14 protein-coding genes and 2 tRNA genes are annotated in these 19712 nt (G+C 64.9%); 8 read left to right on the forward strand and 8 right to left on the reverse strand.

The window, feature by feature from the left end; translation table 11 throughout:
• The first annotated feature begins 135 nt into the window (after positions 1-135).
• From aceB to Q0D45_RS14815, 8 genes are all read left to right on the forward strand, one after another.
• Positions 136-1719, forward strand: coding sequence for a malate synthase A (gene aceB, locus Q0D45_RS14780; RefSeq protein WP_293394230.1), 1584 nt, complete (start codon positions 136-138; stop codon positions 1717-1719).
• A gap of 104 nt (positions 1720-1823) precedes the next feature.
• Positions 1824-3134, forward strand: a complete 1311-nt coding sequence (gene aceA / locus Q0D45_RS14785) for an isocitrate lyase (protein WP_022975135.1) — start codon at positions 1824-1826, stop codon at positions 3132-3134.
• 146 nt (positions 3135-3280) lie between these two features.
• Complete coding sequence (locus Q0D45_RS14790; protein ID WP_293394234.1) at positions 3281-4987, forward strand: hypothetical protein; 1707 nt, start codon at positions 3281-3283, stop codon at positions 4985-4987.
• 109 nt (positions 4988-5096) lie between these two features.
• Positions 5097-5717 carry an SRPBCC family protein gene (locus tag Q0D45_RS14795; protein ID WP_293394236.1) on the forward strand — a complete coding sequence of 207 codons (621 nt, stop codon included), beginning with the start codon at positions 5097-5099 and terminating at the stop codon, positions 5715-5717.
• A 116-nt stretch (positions 5718-5833) separates the two neighbouring features.
• Positions 5834-7666: an excinuclease ABC subunit UvrC gene (gene uvrC, locus Q0D45_RS14800; RefSeq protein ID WP_293394239.1), complete on the forward strand. Its 1833-nt coding sequence runs from the start codon at positions 5834-5836 to the stop codon at positions 7664-7666.
• Positions 7667-7778: 112 nt separating this feature from the next.
• Positions 7779-8351 carry a CDP-diacylglycerol--glycerol-3-phosphate 3-phosphatidyltransferase gene (pgsA, locus tag Q0D45_RS14805; protein ID WP_293394242.1) on the forward strand — a complete coding sequence of 191 codons (573 nt, stop codon included), beginning with the start codon at positions 7779-7781 and terminating at the stop codon, positions 8349-8351.
• An 86-nt stretch (positions 8352-8437) separates the two neighbouring features.
• Positions 8438-8513 (forward strand) — tRNA-Gly (locus Q0D45_RS14810).
• Between the two features lie 103 nt (positions 8514-8616).
• Positions 8617-8690: transfer RNA gene (locus Q0D45_RS14815), tRNA-Cys, on the forward strand.
• Between the two features lie 204 nt (positions 8691-8894).
• Here the strand turns inward: Q0D45_RS14815 and Q0D45_RS14820 are convergent.
• The 8 genes from Q0D45_RS14820 to Q0D45_RS14855 form a co-directional block, all read right to left on the reverse strand.
• A complete protein-coding gene (locus tag Q0D45_RS14820; RefSeq protein ID WP_293394245.1) occupies positions 8895-9944 on the reverse strand; it encodes an alpha/beta hydrolase in 1050 nt (349 codons plus the stop codon).
• Positions 9945-9980: 36 nt separating this feature from the next.
• Positions 9981-12497 carry an FAD-binding oxidoreductase gene (locus tag Q0D45_RS14825; protein ID WP_293394248.1) on the reverse strand — a complete coding sequence of 839 codons (2517 nt, stop codon included), beginning with the start codon at positions 12495-12497 and terminating at the stop codon, positions 9981-9983.
• Positions 12498-12590: 93 nt separating this feature from the next.
• Positions 12591-14225, reverse strand: coding sequence for an AMP-binding protein (locus tag Q0D45_RS14830; protein ID WP_293394251.1), 1635 nt, complete (start codon positions 14223-14225; stop codon positions 12591-12593).
• Positions 14226-14230: 5 nt separating this feature from the next.
• Positions 14231-15031 carry an enoyl-CoA hydratase-related protein gene (locus Q0D45_RS14835; protein ID WP_293394254.1) on the reverse strand — a complete coding sequence of 267 codons (801 nt, stop codon included), beginning with the start codon at positions 15029-15031 and terminating at the stop codon, positions 14231-14233.
• Between the two features lie 58 nt (positions 15032-15089).
• Positions 15090-16175 carry an acyl-CoA dehydrogenase gene (locus tag Q0D45_RS14840; protein ID WP_293394257.1) on the reverse strand — a complete coding sequence of 362 codons (1086 nt, stop codon included), beginning with the start codon at positions 16173-16175 and terminating at the stop codon, positions 15090-15092.
• Positions 16175-17371: an acyl-CoA dehydrogenase family protein gene (locus Q0D45_RS14845; protein ID WP_293394260.1), complete on the reverse strand. Its 1197-nt coding sequence runs from the start codon at positions 17369-17371 to the stop codon at positions 16175-16177. Before Q0D45_RS14845 ends, Q0D45_RS14840 begins: the two co-directional genes overlap by 1 nt.
• Positions 17372-17550: 179 nt before the next feature.
• Positions 17551-18072 (reverse strand): hypothetical protein, encoded by a 522-nt coding sequence (locus Q0D45_RS14850; RefSeq protein ID WP_293394264.1) that lies wholly within the window; start codon positions 18070-18072, stop codon positions 17551-17553.
• A gap of 90 nt (positions 18073-18162) precedes the next feature.
• A partial coding sequence (locus Q0D45_RS14855; protein ID WP_293394267.1) for an amidase family protein occupies positions 18163-19712 on the reverse strand: 1550 nt, incomplete at its 5' end.

The following is a 19712-nucleotide window of genomic DNA, read 5'->3' on the forward strand; positions in this document are numbered from 1 at the left end:
GCCTGTGCTATGGCTCGGAACAGGTACGAGTCTGTTTTTGTTGCATTGCGGCGTAATGGTCGTTTCGCTATCATGCGCGACCTTTGCGGTCGAGCCAGGCCGCAAACCATCCCAAGAATGGCAGCGGAGTCTCGGATGAGTGCAGTGGAAGGCGTTGAAATCACGGGCGAAATCCGTCCGGCGTACAAGAAGATCCTGACCAAAGAGGCGATCGAGTTCGTCGCCAAGCTGGTGCGCAAGCACCGCAGCCGCCGCAGCGAGTTGCTGGAACTCCGCAAGGAGCGGCAGGTCGCCATCGATGCCGGCAAGTTGCCGAAATTCCTGGCCGAGACCAAGGACATCCGCAGTGGCAGCTGGAAGATCGCCGGCATCCCGGCTGATCTCCAGGATCGCCGCGTCGAGATCACCGGTCCGGTCGATCGCAAGATGGTCATCAACGCGCTGAACGCCGGCGCCAAGTGCTTCATGGCGGACTTCGAGGATTCGGCATCGCCGACCTGGGAGCTGATGCTGGACGGCCAGATCAACCTCCGCGATGCGGTCAACAAGACCATCAGCTACACCTCGCCGGAAGGCAAGGAATACAAGCTGAACAAGGAAGTCGCGACGCTGATCGTGCGTCCGCGCGGCTGGCATCTCGACGAGAAGCACATCCTGATCGACGGCGAACCGGCTCCGGGCGGCATCGTCGACTTCGGTCTGTACTTCTTCCACAACGCGGCCACCCTGCTGAAGAAGGGCTCGGGCCCGTACTTCTATCTGCCGAAGATGCAGTCGCATCTCGAAGCGCGGCTGTGGAACAGCGTGTTCGTCGACGCCCAGAAGGCGCTCGGCATTCCGAAGAAGACCATCAAGGTCACCGTGCTGATCGAAACGCTGTGGGCCGCGTTCGAGATGGACGAGATCCTTTATGAGCTGCGCGACCATATCGTGGCGCTCAACTGCGGCCGCTGGGATTACATCTTCAGCTGCATCAAGACGCTCAACGCGCATGGCGACTGGATGGTGCCGGACCGTCACTCGGTCGGCATGGATCGCCACTTCCTCGACAGCTACTCCAAGCTGCTCTGCGAGACCTGCCACAAGCGCGGCGCGATGGCGATGGGCGGCATGGCTGCTTTCATCCCGATCAAGAACGACAAGGCCAAGAACGACGCCGTGTTCGCCAAGGTGTCGGCCGACAAGCTGCGCGAAGTGCGCAACGGTCATGACGGCACCTGGGTCGCGCATCCGGGTCTGGTACCGGTCGCCTTGGCGGTGTTCGACGAACACATGCCGGAGCCGAACCAGCTCAGCAAGCAGTTCAACTACAAGATCAAGGCGGCGGATCTGCTCAAGCAGCCGATCGGCGAGATCACCGAAGGCGGCCTGCGCAACAACATCAATGTCGGCATCGGCTATGTCGAGGCCTGGATCGGTGGCAACGGCTGCGTGCCGCTGCACAACCTGATGGAAGACGCGGCGACTGCCGAAATCTCCCGTACCCAGGTCTGGCAGTGGCTGAAGTACGGCGCCACGCTTGCCGATGGCCGCAAGGTCACCAAGGGCCTGGTGCTGAAGACCATTGACGAAGAGCTGGCCGCCTACAAGGCCCAGCTTGGCGACGAGCGCTACTACCAGGGTCGTTTCGCGGAAGCCGCCGGCATCATGGCGCGCATGTCCACCGCCGAAAAGTGCGCGGACTTCCTGACCCTCGCCAGCTACGACTATCTCGATTGATTGGCGACTGATCCCGTTTCAACTTAAGCACTCTGCCGACAGCGTCGGAGTGCTTTTTCGCTGCAACCCACACCAACCGGGTCAAACCCCAAGAGGATGCTGCAATGACGAGCCGTGAAGACCAGATCAAGGCCCTGGAAAAAGACTGGGCAACCAACCCCCGCTGGGCGCTTGTCAAGCGCGGTTATTCCGCCGCTGACGTCGTCCGTCTGCGCGGCAGCGTCCAGCTCGATTACACGCTGGCGAAGAACGGCGCAGAGAAGCTCTGGGCCAAGGTCAACGGTGGCGCCAAGAAGGGCTATGTGAACGCGTTCGGCGCGATCACTGCCGGTCAGGCCATGCAGCAGGCGAAGGCCGGCCTCGAAGCCGTGTATCTGTCCGGCTGGCAGGTTGCTGCCGACGGCAACACCAGCGAAACCATGTACCCGGACCAGTCGCTGTACGCGTACGACTCCGTGCCGACCATGGTTCGCCGCATCAACAACACCTTCAAGCGTGCCGACGAGATCCAGTGGTCGCGTGGCATCGAGCCGGGCTCGAAGGAATTCATCGACTACTTCCTGCCGATCGTCGCTGACGCGGAAGCCGGTTTCGGTGGCGTGCTGAACGCTTTCGAACTGATGAAGAACATGATCGTCTCCGGCGCTGCCGGCGTTCACTTCGAAGATCAGCTCGCTGCGGTCAAGAAGTGCGGCCACATGGGCGGCAAGGTGCTGGTGCCGACGCAGGAAGCGATCGAGAAGCTGATCTCGGCCCGTTTCGCTGCCGACGTGCTCGGCGTGCCGACCATCGTGCTGGCCCGTACCGATGCCGAAGCCGCCAACCTGATCACCTCCGACCATGACGCGAACGACAAGCCGTTCCTGACTGGCGAGCGCACCCCGGAAGGCTTCTACCGCGTCAAGAACGGCCTCGAGCAGGCCATCTCGCGCGGCGTGGCTTACGCCCCGTACGCCGATCTCGTCTGGTGCGAAACCGGCGTGCCGGACATCGGCTTCGCCCGCGAATTCGCGCAGGCCGTGCACGCTGCCTGCCCGGGCAAGCTGCTGTCGTACAACTGCTCGCCTTCGTTCAACTGGAAGAAGAACCTCAACGACAAGCAGATCGCCTCGTTCCAGGAAGATCTGTCGGCGCTGGGCTACAAGTACCAGTTCATCACCCTGGCTGGCATCCACATCAACTGGTTCAACACCTTCCAGTTCGCTCATGCCTACGCCCGCGGCGAAGGCATGAAGCACTACACGCAGATGGTGCAGGAGCCGGAATTTGCGGCCCGCGACCAGGGTTACACCTTCGTCAGCCATCAGCAGGAAGTCGGCGCCGGCTACTTCGACGACGTGACCACCGTGATTCAGGGCGGTTCGTCGTCGGTCAAGGCCCTCACCGGCTCGACTGAAGAAGAGCAGTTCCACTAAGCATCACGTTCAGGGCCGGCTGCATCGGCCCTTGATCCAGGAAAGAGCGCCCTCGTGGCGCTCTTTCCTTTTGGGGCGACTGCTTGCTTGTCAGGGCAGGGTAAGTGGCGTACACCGTCGCGATGCCCGCCAGCGGAGCCGTCACCATGAAACGCCCATTACCGATCTCTGGCCCGATTCTCGTGGTGCTGGTGCTCGCCTTCGGCGCGGGCCTGTGGCTGGTCAAGCAGCGCTTGCCGGCCAGCCCGGTCGGCACGGCGGCGGTAGCGCCGCAGCCGCCAGTCGGCGCAACACTGTTGCCTGGACTGGGTAGCTATCGCTTCGCCGTCACCAGCAGCCAGCCCGCAGTGCAGCGCTGGTTCGATCAGGGCCTGGCGCTGACCTGGGGCTTCAACCACGAAGCCGCCGAACGCTCTTTTCTGAAAGCCGCCGAACTCGATCCCGCCTGCGCGATGTGCTGGTGGGGGGCAGCGCTGGTGCTCGGCCCTCATGTCAACGCGCCGATGGACCCTGCCAACAATGCCAAGGCCTGGCAGCGCAGCCTCAAGGCGCAGTCGCTGGCCGCCGGCACGACGCCGCGCGAGCAGGCCTACATCAAGGCGCTGGCCACGCGCTACGCCGAACAGCCGCCGGCCGATCGCAAGCCGCTCGACGAAGCCTGGGCGGCCGCGCTCGGTGAACTGGTCAAGGCCTCGCCGGACGATGTCGACGCCGCCGTCTTTCACGCCGAAGCCTTGATGGACCTGCAGCCCTGGAACTACTACGACCTCCAGGGCCAGCCGAAAGGGCATATCGACGAAGTGGTCGCGACGCTTGAGTCGGTGATGCAGCGGCAGCCCGAGCACGCCGGTGCGCTGCACCTCTACGTGCATGCGGTCGAAGCGTCCAATACCCCGGAGCGGGGCGTTGTCGCTGCCGATCGACTGCGCGCACTGCTGCCGGGCTCCGGGCATCTGGTGCACATGCCGGCGCACATCTACACACGGGTCGGCCGCTATCACGATGCGGTGCTGGCGAACCGGCTGGCGGTCGCCGCCGACGACAGTTTCCTCGCTACCTGCAAGCCGGGCGCGGCGGTCTATCCGCTGGCCTATGTGCCGCACAACCATCACTTCCTGTGGTGGGCAGCGTCGATGGAAGGCGCCAGCGCCGAAGCGATTGCGTCCGCCGACGAGACCGCGAAGCGAGCCACTGTCGATGCGCTGATTCGCCAGCCCGGCTTCATCTTCCTGCAGGACTTCATGGTCACGCCGCTGAAGGCGCGCACCCAGCTCGGCCGCTGGGACGAGATCGTCGCCACGCCGAAGCCGGCCGAGGATCTGGCCTATCCAACCGCAATCTGGCACTACGCCCAGGGCATGGCAGCACTGCATCAGGCGCGGTTCGACGATGCCCAGGCGCATCTGACGGCACTCGCCACCGCGGCTGCCGACCCGGTCTGGGAGCAGGCGTATATCGGCCCGCAGCACACGCTGTCCAGCACCTTGAAGATTGCCGAGCGGATGCTGGCCGGTGAGTTGGCGGCGGTGCGCAAGGACTATCCGGCGGCGCTCGCCGCGCTTGCGCAGGCGGCGGCACTGGAAGACGGCATCGCTTATTACGAGCCCCCGGTCTGGCACCAGCCGGTGCGTCAGACGCTGGGCGCCGTGCAGCTCGCGGCCGGGCAGGCGGCGGCGGCCGAAGCGAGTTATCGCCAGGATCTCGCTCGCTTCCACGACAACGGCTGGTCGCTGTTCGGGCTGGCGCAGGCTCTGCGGGCGCAGCAGAAAAGCCAGGAGGCCGATGCCACCGAGCTACGCTTCCAGCAGGCTTGGCAGCATGCCGATATCAAGCTTGCGGCTTCGCGCCTGTGAAGCGGCACGGTCGCGGCCAGACGGGCCGGCGGCGTACACTCGGCCGGCGCGTGAACTCGCGTCGAAGAACCCCGAGAGTTCGTCGCAAACATAACCAGGGAGGAGTGCAATGCGTCTGCTGATCCGCGTCGTGGTGTTCGTGGTGGTGTTGCTGGTCGGTCTGGTCGGCATCGGCTTCCTGCTGGCGGACAAGGTTCATGTCGAGCGCAGCGCGAAGATCCTGGCTTCGCCGAGCACGTTGTACGCCGTGCTGAACAGCTTCGAGAAGTTCGATCAATGGTCGCCCTGGGCGGACCTTGATCCGCAGGTCAAGGTCGAGCGCAGCGGCCCCGCTTCCGGTGTCGGTGCCCGTTACACCTGGCACGGCAACGCCGATGTCGGTGCCGGCAGCCAGGAGATCATCGCCACCACCCCGGACAGCGAGGTCAAGATCGAGCTCGATTTCGAAGGCTTCGATCAGCCGAGCACTTCCACGCTGGCGATCAAGCCGGACGGCAATGGCAGTCTGGTGACCTGGTCGATGGATTCCGAGCTGGGCAGTAACCCGATCCACCGCTATTTCGGCCTGATGATGGACAAGTACATCGGCCAGGATTACGAGAAAGGCTTGGGCCGTCTGAAGGTGCTCGCCGAAAGCCTGCCGCCGGTAGCGGCAACGCCGGAGCCGGCTCCTGAAGCGGCGCCTGCCGCCGATCCTGCGGCCGCGCCGGAAGCGGCTCCCACGAGCTGAAGCGGCCGCTTTCCGATGCCGGGCGGCGCAAGGCCGCCCGGTAGCCTGATCCGCTGTGTGCAGGCCTTGGGCGTAAGGTCTGCCGCGGCACCGGCCACGCCGGTATCCTTCGCCCGATGAGCGAACCGCTTCCCCCGTTTGATGCCCGTTTCGATTCCCGGGCCTTCCTGTCGCAGCTGACCAGCTCGCCCGGCGTCTATCGCATGTACGACGCCGGCAACGAGCTGCTGTACGTCGGCAAGGCGCGCAATCTGAAGAAGCGCGTGTCGAGCTACTTCCTGCGCGCCAGCGGCAATCCGCGCATCGAATCGATGGTCGACCAGATCGCGCGCATCGAGGTGTCGCTGACCCACACCGAGGACGAGGCGCTGCTGCTCGAAGCAACGCTGATCAAGGAGCAGAACCCGCGTTACAACGTGTCCTTGCGCGACGACAAGAGCTACCCGTATGTGAAGATCAGCAACGGCCATGACTATCCCCGCATCGGCTTTCATCGCGGCGGCAAGGACGGCGAGGCGCGCTACTTCGGCCCGTTCCCGAGCGCGACCGCGGTGCGCGAAACCCTGTACACGCTGCAGAAGCTGTTCCGCTTGAGGCCCTGCAACGACAGCTTCTTCGCCAATCGCCGCCGGCCCTGCCTGCAGCATCAGATCCGCCGCTGCTCGGCACCCTGCGTGAAGATGATCGCGCCGGAGGATTACGCGCTCGACGTCGCCCGCGCGGTACGGCTGCTCGAAGGACGTGGCGACGAACTGGCCAAGGAGATCGGCGCCGAGATGGAAGCCGCTGCCGAAGCGCTGGAATTCGAACGCGCTGCCAAGCTGCGTGATCAGATCGCCGCACTCGCCCGCGTCCGCGAGAACCGCGCAATCACTGGCGGCGCCGACGAGATCGATGTCATCGCCGTGGCCCAGCATCCATCGGCCAGCTGCATCGTCGTCACTTCGGTGCGCGATGGCCTGAACCTCGGCCACGGCAGCTTCTTCCCGAAGCATCCGCATGGCATCGAGATTCCGGAACTGCTCGGCAGCTTTCTCGGCCAGTACTACCTGAACCGGCCGGTGCCGCCGGAAGTGCTGATCAGCCATCAGCCGGACGACCTCGAATGGATCGAGACCACGCTGGCCCATGCGGCCGGTCGCAAGGTGAAGATCACCGAGCCGCAGCGCGGGCCGAAGCAGCGGCTGATGGAGATGGCGATCAATACCGCGAACCAGGCGCTGTCGACGCGGCTGGTCGAGGCCGCGAGCATGGACAAGCGCCTGCTCGAACTGCAGCAGGCGCTGGATCTGGATGCGCCGCCGCGGCGGCTCGAATGCTTCGACATCAGCCACTCGATGGGCGAGCTGCCGGTGGCGTCCTGCGTGGTGTTCAACGAGGAAGGGCCGCTGAAGATCGCCTATCGCAAGTTCAACATCGAAGGCATCACGCCGGGCGATGACTACGCGGCGATCAAGCAGGCGGTGTCGCGGCGCTTCGCTCGCGTCAAGGCCGGCGAGGTGCAGGTGCCGGACGTGCTGTTCATCGATGGCGGGGCGGGGCAGCTGGCCTCGGCCGTCGCGGCGCTGGCCGAGCTGAACTTCGATGGCGTGCGCATCGTCGCCATCGCCAAGGGGCCGACACGCCGGCCAGGCCTTGAGCAGCTGATCCTGCCGGAGCGCGATCAGCCGATCGTGCTGCCGCCGGATTCGCCGGCGCTGCACCTGATCCAGCGCATCCGCGACGAGGCGCATCGCTTCGCGATCACCGGCCATCGCGCACGGCGCGACAAGGCGCGCATCACCTCGGGCCTGGAAGCGATCGAAGGTCTGGGCCCGACCCGGCGCCGCGCTCTGTTGAATTCTCTCGGCGGGCTCGGCCAGATCAAGCGCGCCGGCATCGACGAACTGGCGAAGGTCGAGGGCATCAACCGCCGGCTTGCCGAGCGGATCTACGCGCACTTCCACTGAGCAGCCGTGGTCAGTGGCGAGTGGCCGGTGGTCGGTTGGCAAAGCAGGCACTCAGCACACACCATCGCTTTTGCTGGACACTAGCGTCTAGCCACCAGCCACTGCTTCACAAATGCGGATCAATCTTCCCACTGCGTTGACCCTCGGCCGTGTCGCCATCATCCCGGTCGTGCTCGGCCTGTTCTATGTCGACTGGCAGCATGCCCGGCAGGCCTCGGCCCTGCTGTTCGTCGTCGCAGCGTTCACCGACTGGCTGGACGGCTGGCTGGCACGGCGCTGGAACCAGACTTCGAATTTCGGCGCCTTCCTCGATCCGGTCGCCGACAAGCTGCTGGTCGCGGTCGCGCTGGTGATGCTGCTGCGCGATCACTCGACCGGCCTGATGGGCGTGCTGGTCGCGGTCATCATCGGCCGCGAGATCACCATTTCGGCGCTGCGCGAGTGGCTGGCCGAGATGGGCGAGCGCAAGCGCGTCGCCGTCGGCATGCTCGGCAAGATCAAGACCGCGTTCCAGATGACCGCGATCAGCCTGATGCTGTGGAAGCTGCCGGTGGGGCCGATCCCGGTCTACGAGCTCGGCTACGGCCTGCTGTTCGGGGCTGCGGCGCTGACTTTGTGGTCGATGGCGGTGTACATGCGCGCTGCTTGGCCGCTGATGAGAGACGGCCTCCAGCGGTCGGCCTGAGCGCTTCGGCGGCCTGCCGAAAAATAGTCGCCATTTGGCTTGACAGCCCGTCGGCAATCACTAGAATACGCGCCTCGGAACACGGTGCGGGAATAGCTCAGCTGGTAGAGCGCAACCTTGCCAAGGTTGAGGTCGCGAGTTCGAATCTCGTTTCCCGCTCCATCGGTTTCGACAGACAAAACCTCGTTTAACGACGAGGTTTTTTCGCTTCAGGGCTCAAAACAGGCCCTGTGCTGCAAGCGGTTCGCGCAATGCGACCGACGCTGGCTCGATGGCAGAGTGGTGATGCAGGGGACTGCAAATCCCCGTACGTCGGTTCAATTCCGGCTCGAGCCTCCACCTCTGAAACCCTTGGTGCATGAGGTTTTCAGCGTGTATCGCCCCGATTTTTTCGGCGTGCTTTACCCGGCAGCACAAAAACTCTCAGCTGACCACAGCGCAGAATTCTGTCTTATCGGCTGTCACCGACCTCGTCGTTTCGAGAAAGCCCAACAGCCTCAGCGCCCTTTGCAAGCGGCGCCGTAACTCACAGTTGGACGCCCCTCAGATCAGCGACTGGAGGAAGTCGATCAGCAGTCGATTGGTCTCTTCGGGCCGCTCCTGCTGGATCCAGTGGCCGCAGCCCGCGAGCATGTGGGTGCCGTGGTAGTTGGGCATGCGTTCGTGGGCGCGGGCGATGGCCTCATAGCCCCACATCGAGCCGACATCGAACTCGCCGCCGATGAACAGCGCCGGTGGTGTCAGTGGCTTCCCGGACTGCTCGGCGAGGTCCTGCCAGCCGGCGTCGAGATTGTGATAGAAGCTCAGCGGCCCGCCGAAGCCGGAGCGCTCGAACTCGGCGGCGAAGAAATCGAGATCGGCGTCGCTCATCCACACCGGCATCGTTTCGGGGTAGACGAAGGCGTCTTTCATGCGGGTGCCGGTCGCCATGCAGAGCGGCCCGTTGCGCAGCGTTTCCACCGGGTCCATCGGTGCCATGCCGGCGGCAACGGCGGCTGCAACCTGCGGCGCGATGGCGTCGCCTGACACCGTCCAGATCAGGCCCATGAGCCAGCCACGCACGTCTTCCTCGATCTCCGTGATGACCCCGTCCTGTTCGGCGAAATAGTCCTGGTAGAACTGCTTGCCGGGCCCGGCGAGTTCGCGGTGATAGTCGTTGGGCCGCTTCTCGCCGAACGGACTGCCGGGCAGGCCGATCAGCGCACGATCGGCAAACGGCACGCTGATGCCGACCACGCCGCGACACTTGTCCGGATGCAGCCAGGCGAAAGTCCAGGCCACCGGCGCGCCCCAGTCATGGCCGATCACGAACGCCGACGAGACGCCGTAGCTGTCGATGACGCCAGCGATATCGTCGACCAGCTTGCCGATGCGATAAGCCTCCTGCACGCGAAACTTCGAGGATTGCCCGTAGCCGCGCTGATCGATGGCCACGGCTTTGAAGCCGGCGGCCGCCAACGCGGTCAGTTGATGCCGCCACGAGTACCAGGACTCCGGAAAGCCGTGGATCAGCACCACCAGCGGACCCTGGCCTTCCTCGACCGCATGAAGCCGCGCGCCATTGACCTTGAGCATCCTGTGCAGTCGCGTCATGTGCTTCTCCTTATCAATTCGTGAAGGGCGGCAGGCTCAGCGCGGCGCGGTCTGGACTTGCGGCAGCTCGTTGGCCGGCTCGGGAACCGTGGTGCCGAAATTGCGTTCGATGAGGCTCTTGCGGCCTCTCAGCTTGGTCAGCAGCCACTTGCCGACGACTCTCGCGATCATCGGCGGCGTCATCAGGATCAGCGGCGGCTTGACCAGATGGATGACGGCGAGAAATTTCCGGTACGAGGCGAGATCGTCATGGACCAGTTCGACGAGGCGATCCATGTACCAATTCAGCGCGCGGAAATAGAACGGCCGTTTCCGCTCGACATCCTTCACCCAGGGGAAGCGCAGCGTCTGCTCGCGGATCACGAACCAGGCGCCATCGGCGATCTTGCTGATCGCCCGGTAGTAGCGCTTCGGCAGCTCTGCGCTGGTCGGCGCGTGCTTCGCAAGCAGTTCACGCAGCCGTGCCACTTCCTGCAGGGTGATGGTCATGCCGAGACCGGCCACCGGATCGGTGCTGGTGTAGGCATCACCGATCGCGACCAGAGCCTTCGGCAGCTTGCGCAGCTTCTCGTAGCGATAGCGCTGCATGCGCGGGCTGCGGAAGTTGTAGACCGGCGACGCCGGCTCCAGTCCGTCGATCAGCTCGGCGACCACCGGCGACTGCATGTGCTTCGCGAAAGCCTGGAATTCCACCGCATTGCGCGGCGGTGAATAGCAGTTGTATTCGATCAGCGACGTCGACAGGATCGTGCGGCTGCTGTCGGTGTAGTACTGGGCTGCATAGGTCTGCTCGTTGGGCCGGTAGGCGTAGCAGATCACCATCACCTTGTCGGTCCAACGGCGCTCCGGCGGCACCTTGTGGCGCATCGTCGAATAGAAGCAGTTGAGGATGTCCTGCTCCAGTTCCGGCGCCCCGGTGCCCATGCGCTCGAGGAACTCCGGCAGTCGCGTGTTCTTGCCTGAAGCATCGACGACGAACTCCGCAGGAATCACCTGCAAGCCATCCGGACGATCGACCGCGACGCCGATCACCGTGTTGGTCGCCGGGTCGTAGATCAGGTCCTGCATCTCGGCGGCGTAACGGAAGTCGATGGTTGGCTCGGTATCGAGCCGGCGCCGTACACACCATTCCAGCAGCGGCCGGCTCGCGCAGACGATCTCGATGCCGCTCTTGCAAGCCTTCTTCCAGCTGCCGGCCAGGCGCAGCTGGTACTGCTCGGCCATGTCGACCTTGAACGCGCCTTCGCGAACCATGTCGTCGATGATGCCGGGGAAGATGCGTTCGAGTTCCTGCTGGCCGGCCGTCAGCAGGTGATGCAGATGCCAACCCTGCGCAGCACCGGGGCGGCCTTCGCGGCGGTCATGCTGACCATCCTTCTCCAGCACCACGACCTTGTCGAACTGATCGCTGAGCACTTTCGCCACCGAGATGCCGGCGATGCTGCCACCGATCACCACGGCCGTGCCGCGTCCCGCACGGGCGATCGCGGCAAGGTCGAGAGACTTCACGTCGACTTGTCGCGCAGCGCGGGAACGCAGGCCGGCGCCGCTGGCGACAAATTTTTCGTAATAGAGCCCGGCGCGTTGAATACCGGCGCGCGCCAGCCAGTCTCGCGTGGCTTCGACCATCGCCGCCGGCCCGCAGAGATAGATGTCGACGTCACCGTCATTGAGCGCAGGCGCATCGAGCAGATCGGTGACCACGCCGACCGGTCCGGTCCAGCGTGCATCGGGGCGCGCGACGATGGTCCGGATGCCGAGCTTCGGCTGCCGTCGTGCAAGCTCGCGCAGCGCATCGAGCTTGCACAGCTCATCGAAGTGGGTGACGCCGTAGAGCAGGGTCACCGGCTGCGCGAGCGTCATTGCGCCCAGGCTCTCGGCCATCGCCAGGATCGCCGACAGCCCGGTGCCGCCGGCCATCAACACCACCGGCCGCACGACCGGCCGCAGGAAGAAGCCACCCTTGCTGCAACGCAGGGAAATGGAGTCGCCGGGTTTCGCGGTGTCACGCAGGTAATCCGACATCGCGCCGCTAGTCAGCAGTCGAACGATGAACTCCAGTTGGTTGGCCGCGTTCGCCGGATGCGCGTACGAATAGCTGCGCCATTGCTCGCTGCCCGGCACCTTCAGCTGCGCGAACTGGCCCGGCTTGTAGGTGATCGCTGCGCCGATGCCCGAGGCATCGATGCGCAGCAGCGCCGTGGTCGGCGATACCCGCTCGACATGGGTGATGCGTCCTTCACCGCTCAGCAGCTGCGCTGCGTTGTCGCCGAGCGGGTACTGCAGTTCCAGCACGCAGTCCGAAGTCACCGTGGTCTGGCAGGTCAGCAGCTTGCCGGCTTCGCGCTCGACATCGCTCAAGCCTTCGACTCTGCCCATCTCGAAGCTGCCGGACGTGCAGGTGCCGATGCAGGTGCCGCAGACGCCGCTCTGGCATTCACTGACGATCGGCAGGCCGCTGGCTTCGGCGGCTTCGAGAAGGGTCTGGTCCTGCGCAACGCGCATGCGCTTCTCGACGCCGCCGAGATAGCGGATGGTGACTTCATGATTCATGGCAACACTCCCGAACAACACGATTCGTCGATGCAGCATCGGCGGCGCTGGCCAGGCTCGCCATCACCCGAACCGGGGATCGCTGCGGCGCGCTCAAGGTGTCGCGGCCGACAGCTCGGCGCGAATCATTCCGCGCAACACGTCCTTGCGGATCTTTCCGGCGGCGGTGCGCGGCAGCTCGTCGATCATGCGCACATGCTCCGGGCACTTCTGCCGCGCGAGGCCGGCACTGAGGACATGCGCAGCCAGCGCTTCGATGGATAGCTGCGTGCCATCGCGAGTGCGCACATAGGCGGCGATGCTCTCGCCGAGCCGCGCGCTCGGCGCCGACACCACGGCAGCTTCGGCGATCGAAGGATGCTGATGCAGCACGTCCTCGATCTCCTTCGCGGAGATGTTCTCGCCGCCGCGGATGATCAGATCCTTCTTGCGGCCGGTGATGGTCAACGTGTCGTCCGCGGCACGGAAGCCGATATCGCCGGTGCGGAAGTAGCCGTCGCCGGTGAACGCTTCGAGTGTTGCCGCCGGATTGGAATAACCGAGGAAAAGTCCTTCGCCACGGACCAGGATTTCGCCTTCGCTGCCCGGCACGACTTGATGGTCTTGCGCGTCGACGATGCAGACGTCGTAGCAGTTCAAGCGCCCGTCGGTGTGGGCACCGATCGCTTCGGAATCTTCGGGTTTGCGCCCGAAAGTGATGAACGGTGACTCGGTCGAACCGTAGCCTCGGCAGGCATAACCGGCAAGGCGCTTGCCGGCACGCAGAATCAGTTCGGAAGGCACCGCTGCGCCGCCGCAGACGAATACTTTCAGCGGCAGGATTTCGCGGCCCGTCGTGCGGCTGGGGGCATCCATCGCTTCGAGCAATTCCTGCAGGAACGGCGTGGCACCGACTGCCGCCGCGATGCGGTGCTGCTCGATCAGATCAATCGCTTCTGCGGCGTTCCAGCGCTCCATCAGCACCGTCGTCAGGCCCAGCGAGAACGGCAGCTCAAGGCCGACCGTGTAGCCGGTTGCGTGGGTCACCGGTGAAGGCATCAGCAGCGCATCGCCACGCTGCAAACCCCATTGCCGGACGGCCGAGATCACCGCCACCGGCAGGCTGCGGTGGCTGTGCAGCACGCCTTTCGCCGGGCCGGTGGTACCCGAGGTGTACATGATCAGCTTCACTGCGTCGGGTGAGACCTGCGGCAGTTCGGCGCGCTGCTCCGCGCCGGCTGCGATCAGCTCGTCGTAGCCATGGTGGCCGTCGCTGCGAACGCTGATGACCAGGGCCAGCGACGGCAGCTTTGCGGCCAGCCGCTGCGCCATCACGCCGTAGTCGACGCCGCGCCATACGCCGGGCACGAACAACGCGCGGCTGCGGCAGTCGGCGAGGATCGCCGCCAGCTCGGCATCGCGATAGATCGGCACGATCGGATTGCAGACATAGCCGCCGAGACAGGCCGCGAGGTTGATCACCGCGGTCTCGGACCAGTTCGGCAACTGGAAGCTCAGCACGTCGCCGGGACGCAGCCCGAGCTTCCACAGGCTTGCAGCAAGGCTTTGCGCTTCGTCGAGGATCGCGGCGAAGCTCAGCGCGCGTTGGCCATCGATGAAGGCGATGTCGTCAGGCGTTTCGCAAGCCGCAGTACGCGCAAGTTCGGCCAGCGTGGTCGCGGCTGCGCGAGGGCTTGCAGCGGCGAGCACCCGCTGATGACCAAGACGCTCCCAGTCGAGATTGTCCACGGTGGCTACTTGCCGGTGAAGACCGGCTTGCGCCGCTCGCGGAATGCGTTCAGGCCTTCCTGGTGATCCGCGGTCAGGTTCGACAGATTCTCGTAGGCCAGGCCCATGTCGAACAGGGAATGGGCGATGGTCTTCAGCGGAATGTTGGTAACAACTTTCGTCCAGCGGATTGCCTTGGTCGCACCTTCGGCGAGTTCCCGGGCCAGGCCATAGACCGCTTCGTCGAGCTGTTCCGGCGGCACCACCTTGTTGATCAGGCCGATGCGCTCCGCTTCGACCGCCTTGGCCATCTTGCCGGTCAGCAGATACTCCTTGGCGCGTGCGTAGCCAACCAGCTGCGGCCAGATGATCGCGCCGCCATCGCCGGCAACGAAGCCGACCGAGACGTGCGGATCGCCGATCGAAGCATGGCTGCTGGCGATGATCATGTCGCAGAACAGCGCGATCGAAGCGCCGAGTCCGGCGGCCGCGCCGTTGAGGCGGCAGATGATCGGCTTCTCCAGATCGAGCTGGCCGAACAAAATGCGCTTGGCTTCGCCGGCGGTATTGAGGAACACCGCCGGATCGTCGATCGCCCCTTGCAGCCAGACCAGATCGCCGCCAGCGCAGAAGGCCTTGCCTTCGCCGGTCAGCACCAGCACGTCGGAGTCCGCATCGTCGGCCAGGTCGTAGAACAGCCGCGACAGTTCCTCGTGCAGTTCGCCGTTGACGGCGTTCATCGCTTCCGGCCGGTTGATGCTCGCGGTCAGGATGCGGCCCTGGCGGCTGAACTTGATCGTGGTGTAGGTCTTGTCTTCGATGCGCATGTCTTTCTCGTCGTGTGCAGGGGGTGTTGGCTGAGTTGGGTGGAGTCGGGTGGGGTCGTCAGCGAAGTTCGCTGAGGGCTTCGAGCGCCCAGTCGGCCGTGCCCTGGAAGCTGTCGAGCATCAGTGCGCGTTTGTAGTAGCGGCCGATGCGCAGCGCCTGGGTCACGCCCATGCCGCCATGGAGCTGGACTGCCTCGCGGGTGATGTGGCGCAGCGCGCGTGATATCTGCACGCGCAGCACCAGCAGCTGGCGATCGAGATCGGGCGCCTGGTCATCGAAAGCCTCGGCTACCGATGCAACCAGGGCTTCGCATTCGTGCTGGCGCATGTGCATCTCCACCAGCCGGTGCTGCAGCGCCTGGAAGCCGAGCAGGGCCTGGCCGAACTGCTTGCGCTCGCGCAGGTATTCGGTGCTGTCGCGGTTGGCGCCACGCATGATTCCCAGCGATTCGGCGGCGGCGAGAATCGCGCCGCGTGCGTTTGCTCGCTGGATCGCGGGGCAGCCGCTGCAAAGCCTTTCCGCCGGCGTGTGGCTGAAGCTCAGATCAGCCGCGACGAGATCGTCGAGGGTCCGGTAGCGCTGTGCGCCCAAGCCCTGCGCGCGAGCTTCGACGAGAAACAGCGCGGGAGCCTGCATCTCCGGGTCGATGGCCGAGACGATGAGCGCGGCACAGGCGGCTTCGCCGACGACCATCGTCTTGCGGCCATCGAGCGCGTAGCCGGCTGCGGTCTTCGTCGTTGTCGCCGCGATCTCGCCGGACCAGCCTTCGCCCGGCTCACGGTGCGCGTAGGCCAGCGGCCGTTCGCCGGAGATCAGGCCTGCCAGCAGTTCGCGCCGGCGCTCGCCATCGTCCATGGCAGCGATCACCGCGACAGGTTCGGCGAGCACGTTGCCTATCGGCTCGCGCCACAAGGCTTCGCCGGCAGAGGCGAACAGCGGCAGCAGATCGGCAAGCGGTGCTGCTGCCTGGCCATCGTCCGGACGCAGCAATTCGAACCAGCCCATCGCCTGCATCTCGGACCACTGCGCTGGCGCATAGCCCTGCGGTGACAGTCCGTATTCGGACCACTGGCTTGCGTCGTAGCCGTCGCGGTTGTAGCGCTCCAGCATTGCCGCGAACAGTGCTTGCGATTCGGCGTCCATCAGACGCGCAGCTCCGTCTTGGCGATGATGCCGCGTTGAATTTCGTTGCTGCCGCCGTAGATGCTCGCGGCGCGGCTGTGCAGGTGTTCGTGCAGCAGGCCGGGCAGGCGAGGGTCGCCGTGCCGGTAGCCGACGATGTCGGCGGCGATGCCCTCGATCTGGAACGCGAGGCCGTTGCGCGCCAGCAGATCGGTGATCGCATCAAAGATCGCTTGCTGCAGTTCCGAGCCACGAATCTTCAGCAGTGACGCGTCGATCGGATGCTCGCGTCCTGCCTCGGCTTCGATCACCGCCGCGTAGGCCGTGGCGCGCAAGCTGCGGTACTGCACTTCCAGTTCGGCGGCGCGGCGGCGGAAGGTGGCGGTATCGCCCAGCCCCAGCTTCATGGTCGCCGCGATCGCGTGCAGCTCGCCCAGCAGGTGAAAGGCTTTGCCGATCTCGGTGACCAGCAGGCGCTCGCGGCTGACGATGAATTTGGCGATCGCCCAGCCTTCGCCTTCCTGGCCGACGAGGTTGGCGAGCGGTACTTCGACGTCATCGAAGAACACCTCGTTGACGTGCTGGCCGCCGTCGAAGGTTTCGATCGGGCGCACCGTCACGCCGGGGCTTTTCAGATCGATCAGCAGGAAGGAGATGCCGGCTTGCGGCCGGCCACTGGCCTGGGTGCGGACCAGGCAGAAAATCCAGTCCGCCCATTGCGCCATCGTCGTCCAGGTCTTCTGGCCGTTGACGCGATAGTGGCTTTCGCCGCGCTCGGCGCGCAGCTTCAGCGAGGCGAGATCGGAACCCGAACCCGGTTCGGAGAAGCCCTGGCACCACCATTCCTCGGAATCACGGATCGGCCCCAGAAAGCGCGCGCGCTGAGCATCGTTGCCGAACGCGCAGAGCACCGGGCCGAGGAAAGACGTGCCGAAGTGGGTCAGCCACGGCGTGCCGGCGCGCTCCAGTTCTTCGATGAAGATGAAGCGCTGCAGCTGTCCCCAGCCCTGGCCACCGTGCGCCTTGGGCCAGTGCCCGACGAACCAGCCCTGCGCCTGCAGCAGACGCTGCCAGCGGATGCGCTGCTCGCGCGAGAAGTACTGGTGCTTGCCGATCTGCTGGCGGATGTCGGCCGGAACCTGATCGCGGCAGAAGGCGCGCAATTCGGCACGGAACTGCATGGCATCGAAGCCCGCAGTAGCGGCGGCGCGTTGCACTGCGCTGCGCTCCGGTTCGAAGACTGCCGCTTCCCAGCGCCCTCTGTCTGCCGAATCTCCGAACACCCCAGCCTCCCCTTGCGAGCCTCAGCCATTGTTCGGCTCGGCGATGACGCGGGGAATCACGCAATCCGGTGCTGGCTGCGTCCCATTCGGGGGAGGGCTTGGCGCGCTGTGGTCTAGAAAACTGTACGCAGATGCCGCCAGACCCCGAGCAGGCCCAGCCCGAGCATGATGTGAACGCCGATCACCGGTGGCCAGCCGAACAGATAGATGATGTCGTTGGCCAGACCGCCCTTGAACGGCGCGCCACCGAACGACAGGCCTCGGGTGCCGAACAAGGCATTGAAGATCGCCGGCACCGTGAACAGCCAGGCGGTCACCACGGCGGACCAGAAAAACCAGGTGAATTGCCGCGCGCGCAGGCGCAGGAAGCGCCCACCAGCGCCGAAGGCCATCAGGATCAGGCCATGCGTGATGCCTTCCATGTGGGCCATGCGCCAGGCGCGGCCGTCATCGGGCACCGAGATCGTGATGTCGATCGGCAATGGCCAGAGCACGATCTTGCCGAGCAGCGTGAAGAACCAGACCCAGCCGATCAGGATCGCCAGCACCAGCAGACCGACGCCGTTCAGGAACAGCAGCGTGCGCATGCGCTCGCTCATGCTGGCTGCTTCGTCGAGCACTGGTTTTGCGTTCATGCCTGGGTCGGCCGGTGGGGAGCGTGCTGATGAATCTAGCCCAAGCGTCGTTCCCCGTATGTGCGGACCAACCCGCTCACCCCACGCGGGTCAGCCAGGGATTTTTTCCCAGATGAACACGGACGACGCATCCTTCCCATCCGCGCGCTTGCTCGGTGGCGTCGCCAGCGACAGATGGCCCTGTGCATCGAAGCTGTAGTAGCGCTTGGCCGCTTCGCCGATGCGGGCTTGATTCAGATTGCCGTCCTGGTGATGGACCATGCAGCCTTCCGCCGGCAGCAACTCCCAGCGACCGAAGTAGCTGCTGAAGCCATCGGCCGAGCCTGCGGGCGCTTGCTCGCGGCCGGTGCGGACGATCTGCACCGACAGGCGGCCATTGGCTGCATAGACGAGCTGGCCATCGGCAGCGGCGCGCTCGGCAGGTGTTTCCACGCCCGTCCTGGGATCACGATCGGCGATCGCGACCAGCTTCCAGGTACCGATGAATTTCGAGGCGAAGCTGTCCTTCAACGGCGGCGTGGTCGGCGGCGGCACGCGGTGATGGGTGGCCTGTTCGTAGCCGTAGCCGATCTCGAACAGGGTCGCTTCACTCCACGGCCGGCCGAAGAACTGCATGCCCATCGGCAGGCCAGGATCGACGAAGCCCATCGGCACCACCAGCGCAGGAAAGCCGGTGATCGACGAGTACATGTTCTGATCGCGGCCGAGCGGTGTGTAGGTGTCGCCGTTCTTCTTCGGCGGGAAATTGAACTGCGGGTAGATGATGGCGTCGAGCTTGGCCGTATCGAAGGCTTTCAGGAACACCTGGCGAATCTCTTCGCTGCGCTGCTGCTTCGCCGGCGTGGTCGGGTCCTTGTCCGCCGGGTATTCGTAGTTCGCCTGATTGGTGAACGCCGTCTCGAAGCGCGGCGCCAGGTATTTCTTCGACGCCACGATGTCCTTGAACGATTTGTAGGGCGCGGTCGGATGCTTGGCCAGATAGCCATCGAAGTCGTCGCGCAGACGAGTGAAGCCCTTCCAGTCCTTCGTCAGCTCTGGGAGTTCCGGGATCGTGAAGGGATCGATGATTTCCGCGCCGGCCTTTCTAAGATCGGCAATGGCTTGATCCATCAGCGCGACGACTCTGGGATCGGAGTTGTCGGCCGGCACGATCTGCCGCAGCACGCCGAGCCGCTTGCCCTTCAACGATCCCGGCTTGAGCCCGGTGGTATAGCTCTTGGGCACATGGCCCTTGCTCTTCTGGCTGATCGGATCGCGCGCATCCGGGCCGGCGATGGCTTCCAGCAGAGCGGCGGTATCGCGCACGGTGCGCGCCATCGGCCCGACCGTATCCCAGAACACATTGAGCGGCATCACGCCATCGAGACTGACCAGGCCATGCGAGACCCGCAGGCCGACGACGCTGTTGATCGACGCCGGCGCCCGTACCGAGATCCCCGTGTCAGTACCCAGGCCGACCACCGCAAAATTGGCCGCCATGGCGACACCGGTGCCGCCGGACGATCCACCCGATGCGTAAGCCGTGTTGTAGGGATTGCGGATGTAGCCGGGCGAGCGCGAATTGATGCTGTCGAAACCGCCATTGGCAAATTCCGCGAGCGAGGCCTTGGCGATCAGGATGCCGCCGGCCTTGCGGATGC

This window comes from Nevskia sp. (assembly GCF_023266035.1).
In the GTDB taxonomy this organism is placed as follows: Bacteria; Pseudomonadota; Gammaproteobacteria; order Nevskiales; family Nevskiaceae; genus Nevskia.